Source organism: Methanoregula sp. (genome assembly GCF_002835825.1).
In the GTDB taxonomy this organism is placed as follows: Archaea; Halobacteriota; Methanomicrobia; order Methanomicrobiales; family Methanospirillaceae; genus Methanoregula.
The window spans coordinates 1-5,621 of sequence record NZ_PIZH01000127.1 but is presented as its reverse complement, the minus strand read 5'-3'; the positions used below and the strand labels follow the sequence as shown (position 1 = coordinate 5,621).

9 protein-coding genes are annotated in these 5,621 nt (G+C 51.8%); 5 read left to right on the top strand and 4 right to left on the bottom strand.

What is annotated here, in order from left to right:
* On the top strand, nt 1–207 hold a 207-nt coding region (locus CW742_RS06085; RefSeq protein ID WP_292417902.1), incomplete at its 5' end, for a hypothetical protein.
* 426 nt (nt 208–633) lie between these two features.
* Entirely contained in the window at nt 634–873 is a 240-nt protein-coding gene (locus CW742_RS06080) for a hypothetical protein (protein WP_292417899.1), read from the top strand.
* Nucleotides 874–1,020: 147 nt separating this feature from the next.
* Here the strand turns inward: CW742_RS06080 and CW742_RS06075 are convergent, their stop codons facing one another.
* Nucleotides 1,021–1,719: a metal-dependent hydrolase gene (locus tag CW742_RS06075; protein ID WP_292417896.1), complete on the bottom strand. Its 699-nt coding sequence runs from the start codon at nt 1,717–1,719 to the stop codon at nt 1,021–1,023.
* Nucleotides 1,720–1,966: 247 nt separating this feature from the next.
* On the opposite strand from CW742_RS06075, the gene CW742_RS06070 reads away from it, so the two are divergent.
* Nucleotides 1,967–2,527, top strand: a complete 561-nt coding sequence (locus CW742_RS06070; protein WP_292417894.1) for a DapH/DapD/GlmU-related protein — start codon at nt 1,967–1,969, stop codon at nt 2,525–2,527.
* Between the two features lie 52 nt (nt 2,528–2,579).
* Here CW742_RS06070 and CW742_RS06065 read toward each other — a convergent pair whose 3' ends face one another.
* From CW742_RS06065 to CW742_RS06055, 3 genes are all read right to left on the bottom strand, one after another.
* A complete protein-coding gene (locus CW742_RS06065; protein WP_292417891.1) occupies nt 2,580–3,035 on the bottom strand; it encodes a PIN domain-containing protein in 456 nt (151 codons plus the stop codon).
* A complete protein-coding gene (locus CW742_RS06060) occupies nt 3,010–3,264 on the bottom strand; it encodes a hypothetical protein (RefSeq protein ID WP_292417888.1) in 255 nt (84 codons plus the stop codon). The genes CW742_RS06065 and CW742_RS06060 overlap by 26 nt, the downstream gene beginning before the upstream one ends.
* Before the next feature lie 386 nt (nt 3,265–3,650).
* Nucleotides 3,651–4,793, bottom strand: coding sequence for a hypothetical protein (locus CW742_RS06055; RefSeq protein WP_292417885.1), 1,143 nt, complete (start codon nt 4,791–4,793; stop codon nt 3,651–3,653).
* Nucleotides 4,794–5,033: 240 nt separating this feature from the next.
* Here CW742_RS06055 and CW742_RS06050 point away from each other — a divergent pair, with 240 nt between their 5' ends.
* Complete coding sequence (locus CW742_RS06050) at nt 5,034–5,258, top strand: hypothetical protein (protein WP_292417882.1); 225 nt, start codon at nt 5,034–5,036, stop codon at nt 5,256–5,258.
* The coding region (locus CW742_RS06045) for a type II toxin-antitoxin system VapC family toxin (protein ID WP_292417879.1) at nt 5,248–5,621 on the top strand (374 nt) is incomplete at its 3' end. The genes CW742_RS06050 and CW742_RS06045, both read left to right, overlap by 11 nt.

The following is a 5,621-nucleotide window of genomic DNA, read 5'->3' as shown; positions in this document are numbered from 1 at the left end:
GCATATCCTCTTGCCGACGAACCGGTGAAAGCCCCGGATTTCGGGGTATTGAGGCCGTATCTGCCTCTCATCATCGGTTTTGCGATTATCGTGCTCTTCATCGCCGGGACAATGTTCCTTTCCGGCGACTGGGAGCCCTTTGGCAATGCTTCCAATGTGACAAATCCCGTCCAGAAAAACGTGACCACGGCAACAACCACGGCATAACCCGCTGCAACGACCGTTAAACCCGCTGCAACCACGGCAAAACCCGCCACAACGACAGTTACACCAACCGCCACTCCAACAGCGAAAGTATATAGTGCAAGCGATATCGGAAATCACCTGCTTGACATTGCGTTTGGCCCTGACAACAACAAGCTGGAGAAACCAAACAAGACCCTTGTCTCACTCTCCGTCTCAGGTACCCATTCTGACAGCGATATTGCACACCTGAAGAAATTTATCGATGATTTCTACCTGTACTCAGCAACCATAAAACTCTCCACCAACTTAAACCTGCAGGGACAAGGCGATATCCCAATCTTTTTTATCCCGGAAGAGGGCCTCCACCAGATAGACCAGAACTCCCGGACTGACGAGTTCCGTGACACCGATACCGGGAAGTATTACATCATCACCACGAACGAGAAGGTGTATATCAATTCCGATCTGAGCGGGGCTGCCAGGAAGAAGTGGCTGGTGCGCAGTGCCCTCACCAAAATGGGTTGCCTTGGTGAGACCTACAAATATTCGGACAGCCTCTTCTACACAAACGCCAATACCGCGGTTGAGCCGAACTCCCTTGACTGGAAGGCAATCCAGCTGATGTTTGGGAAAAAGATCACAATCGGGATGACAAAAGCACAAGTCAAGTCGACATTAGGCATATAGATCACCCCCTTCGTTTTCCGGCATGAAGGCCTTCGAATAATCGGTGAAATCGTAGCTATTGGGAATCTATTCTCCCGTGATTGTACTCTGTCAATCCTGATTGTTGTTCACGTACGGCCGGCTATGCAACCGGCACACCAGGTATGATCATAACCTGCCGGTGATATTCTGCCAGCGCCAGAAAAGGAGCGAGGCAGCGGCAATGACAATGCCCCCAAGGATCAGCTCCTCCGGCCTGCCCCAGCCAATCTGTTTGAGTGTATGTCCTCCAAGGCCCCAGCCGATGAGGATTCCGGCAAGGCTGCCGAACACCAGTGCGCTGAATGTCATGATAAGGGAGATGACTGACCGTTTTTCTTTGAGTATGGGGGAGATGCGGGAATGGAAGAGAACCGCGAGGACCATGATGAGGACCATGCCCCCGAGGATGACTTCGAAAGGATTGTGAATTTCTGCAAGAAATTCGATCCAAAAAAAGCCCTCAATGTTGTTTCCCTGAAACGATCCGAGCAAGGGATAGTACCAGTTCACCGGCTGGCGCCACATCAGGTCGAGGACCTGGTGCGAGAGGATCCCGGCTCCAAGTGCAACAAGGGAGGGGTCGTTTCGTAAACGCCAGTATGCAATGCCGGCTGCGACAATCAGGAGGGCGAGCAGGAGGGTATGGGTGAAGATCCTCCCGTACCCGATCGAGGAAGAGAGGATAATGTGCCCCAGCGGCTTGTCAATGAGATCCGGGAGGATGGCACCAAGGGTGCAGGGAATAAGCCCCCGCCGGTCATGGAAGATCTCGGAGAAGAGGAACCCGAGCACGATGCCGGTGAAGAGGTGGAAGAAGAAGTACATCGGTTGATCAATCTGTGTGCCGGATGCTATAAAAAGGGAAAGGTGGTTCTGGTAGTTTTTATTGAAGAGCCGGGAAGCAGGGAAGGTTCTCCGTGTTTTCCTTGTTACAGTGTGAATTATGGTAAACCGGCCGCGACAGGGGGATTATTCCTCAGCCTGATGACAAAAGAAAATTTTTATCATATAGTTATTACTATGATAGAACACAAAAAAATAAATCTCTCGCAATCACTTCGGAGGTTCCTCGATGATTCCCGGCAACCTGCAGCAGTTCCAGGCCTCATTCCGCATGGTGCAGTCTACCCTGATTGGTTTTCCGTCGCCCGCTGCGCTGAAGTCAGAGATCTTTCCCGGAGTACGCCTGGGTGAGGATCCCTCGATTGGCCGGCACTGCATCATCTTTGGCAATGTCTTCATCGGCGACCGGTTCCGGTGCGGTGATGATGTCCTGATCCGCAGCGAGACGGCTGTTGGGGATAACGTCACCTTAGGCGACGGTGCTTGTATTGATATGGATGTGGTTGTGGGGAATAACGTGACCATCCGCGAGGATGTCTGGATCCCGCAGTTCACGCAGATTCAGAACAACGTACAGATCGGGCCGGGTGTCCGGCTTGTTGGCGAACCGGTCTTCTCCCGCGTGCAACACAAACCGGCCCGGGGGATCATTATTGGCGAAGGCTGCGTGATTGGCGAGAAGGCAGTGATTGCCCCGGGTGTGTCTATCGGGCCCGGTGTACATGTGGAAGCCGGAGCGGTTATTACCCGGGATATACCGGCTGACAGGGAATGTGCGGGAAAGGCGTGAATTTTCCCCGGTTTTTAGTACTGGTTACATTGCATTCCAGGTATTCAGGGATTTATTCATTCCTGCTGCTCTTATCCGGCTGAAACGGATTAATCGTTTTAATCCATGACACTTTATTGAAATGCGAGTCTTCCGTGAAGATTGATTCTATAGAGTGTTGCCGCATAGTCGCAGCAAGCAGGGCATCCCAGAAATGCAGCGAATAGTTTTTTTGGATATTCAGTGCATCCAGAATTGTTTCAGCATCATAGCTGATGATTGTCCAGCCATCAAATGACGCAATATTGCGGATAAACCGGATAACCGTCTCATCAGGAACCGGGTTTTTTACTTTTTCCGTCATGACTACAGAAAATTCTGCAAGGTTTTGCACGGAAACAGAAAGATCGATCTCAGAACGCCAGCACTGTGAGAGCAGGTCTGCGGCAACAGCCCGCTTCACCGGATCGCTGGTATCAAGGGCATAACAGAGAATATTGGTATCAATCAATGCCGGTCGTGCGGTCATAGAGATCCTTTCTTTCCTGGTACATTTTCTTTCCAAGATCATATCCGGTAGCGAGGAGTGCCAATGCATCGTTTGCAATCTCTTCCTGTGCTTGTTTCCGGAGCCAGGTTTCCAGGGCTTCCGTTGTTGCTTTCCCAAGGTAGCCTTTTCGCTGCCCAAGTTTTTTCTTTGCAACTTCCCTGAACCGCCGTTCAGTGTCATCATCGATACTGATTGTAATCGTGCCCATCAACTCTACGTATGTTTTGTATTTATTTAAATTATTGCGAAATGTAAATACATAATTTCACACGTACAAATTCACTCCTTACATTCACCGGGAAATTATGAACGTTGGTAGAGAATACCGGAATGTCGTCGAGACGGTATAGTTGCAGGTTTTTTCACAACAAGGTATCCAAAGTCGAAGAACGCATGAGCGTTCTTCACCTGTCTTATCCGGTTGGGGTTCGATGCCTTCCGGGGAATCCTGATGCGAAGAACGCTCATACGCATTCATTGTGCAGGTTGCACTCCTCTTTTTGGTATGAATGCCTGTCCATGTCCGTTTCAACAGAGCAAAAAAAAATGTTCCGGCCCCGTTATCCGGAATACCTGAAAGAAGGGCTCATTCACTTATGGGCTGCCGGGATCCGAAATCGCCATAACGGTCTCACGTACTACCCGCCCCCGGTCGTCATTTTTTGAAATGATGGTACCGGCACGCCGTTCTTCATCAAGGGCCTTAATTCCCGCTCGTGTTTCCGGCTCCAGGACAATGCCGATCTTTTCGATTGCATCCGGCCGGATACGATACCGGTGGAACGCCCTGGCATATCCCCGTATCCAGAGCTCGAAGATGAGCTCCGGCTGCTGCTTCATTGCCCGGAACCCTGCGATCTCGTTCCTGCAGCGTTCCTGGACTATCTTACTGTCAAACCAGGAGTCACGGATACGACGGATACGAACGAAACTCGTGATCCCGTCCTTCATGGCGATGAAATCGTACGGGAGAACGTCATCTGATACAACATCAGCAACGGTAAATCCCCAAATAACGGCCCGCCGTTTTGCTTCCCGGATTGCCACGACCGGCCTCTTGTTTTGATCCGGAGGGGTATCATGTCCGGTCGCTTCCGGTGGTTTTCCCGTCCGGTCTATGGGGGTTGTTTGTTCCTCCCGCGGTTGTGCTGAATGTTCCATGGTTATGTTCTGCTTGCTCCGCGATTTTCCAGACCGATCCATGGGCGTTGCCTGTTCTTCGTGCGGATTTCTCATCAGTTCCCGGGTAATTTTCTGGACTTCCTCCGGTTTTTCCGTTTGATCCATGGGCGTTGCCTGTTCTTCGGATGGTTTTCTCATCAGTTCCCGGGTAATTTTCTGGACTTCCTCCGGTTTTTCCGTTTGATCCATGGGCGTTGCCTGTTCTTCGGATGGTTTTCTCATCAGTTCCCGGGTAATTTTCTGGACTTCCTCCGGTTTTTCCGTTTGATCCATGGGCGTTGCCTGTTCTTCGGATGGTTTTCTCATCAGTTCCCGGGTAATTTTCTGGACTTCCTCCGGTTTTTCCGTTTGATCCATGTTCTGTTCTTCCTGCGATACCGGGGACATGCTTACGGCACCATCGTTGTATCCGGCACCGCGTCCCAGACCGGCGATCCGCGAGTCTTCATTCCCGCGGTCTTCATGTATCCGGTTCATCTCGTTCTTGCTGTTCTCTGTCTGCATTTTTTCAATTCCTGCCACATGCCGGGCCGGGCAGGGGGAACGCGAGAGCATACGCTATCCGCAGTGAATCCTGAAGAGGAGCGTATCGCGTTCCACCCGGCCCCGGGTGCCCGGGCGTGTGGCAATACCCTGTTGGAGGGAAGAATGGGTATGCTTGTCTGAATAACTTAAAAATTTCAAAATCCGGGGATTTTGAGCAGGTTTCCGGAGCAACGGAGCAAGGATTCTACGTTTCTGGTTTTGCAAAAACGGGCAGTTTTTCCCTCTACACCTATTGCATGCATTCTGTTCATGGCACCTTCCGTTTACCGTATCCGGATCGATTCACGGGTACGGAAGATGATCGACGATCTGCCGGGAAAGGAATGCCAGGAAGAGATCCGCTCCCTCATCGAGGATGCGGTCAGGTTGAAACGCAGGCAACCGCTGCTGGGTGCTGCGCAGAAGAGACAGGAGGCAAAGACCCCGGGGATACCCGCGGCCGTCATCATCCGGGAGGCCCGCGATGATCGGTAGGAGCGTTCCCGATTCGAGCGTTATTGCCATGGTCTTTTTCCCGGAAGACGTGACAACAAGGACGATCAGGAAGCTTGGCATGGGATCGTATGTCACGGTGGACCGTGCTATGGCAGACGCAGCACAGGTTGCCACGAAACGGATAGCATCGGGGGCGGATAGTCCCGATGATGTGAAGGAGATGCTTCACGATGCCCTCTACTCTATCACTGAGCTCTGCGATCCGATCCCCTCGGCCGAATTGATTGATCCGGCCCTCGTCCTTGCCTGTGAGTTCACTATTTCCCCCTACGACGCGCTGTTCGTGGCCGCAGCAGTACGCGAACGCGGGGCGTTGTTCAAGGCAGACAAGGAACTTGCATC

What these genes read in the sequence shown, in the direction of transcription:
- CW742_RS06055 (WP_292417885.1), bottom strand. Translation starts at nt 4,793, where the DNA reads ATGCTCTCGCGTTCCCCCTGCCCGGCCCGGCATGTGGCAGGAATTGAA.
- CW742_RS06065 (WP_292417891.1), bottom strand. Translation starts at nt 3,035, where the DNA reads ATGACCGCACGACCGGCATTGATTGATACCAATATTCTCTGTTATGCC.
- CW742_RS06060 (WP_292417888.1), bottom strand. Translation starts at nt 3,264, where the DNA reads ATGGGCACGATTACAATCAGTATCGATGATGACACTGAACGGCGGTTC.
- CW742_RS06075 (WP_292417896.1), bottom strand. Translation starts at nt 1,719, where the DNA reads ATGTACTTCTTCTTCCACCTCTTCACCGGCATCGTGCTCGGGTTCCTC.
- CW742_RS06070 (WP_292417894.1), top strand. Translation starts at nt 1,967, where the DNA reads ATGATTCCCGGCAACCTGCAGCAGTTCCAGGCCTCATTCCGCATGGTG.
- CW742_RS06050 (WP_292417882.1), top strand. Translation starts at nt 5,034, where the DNA reads ATGGCACCTTCCGTTTACCGTATCCGGATCGATTCACGGGTACGGAAG.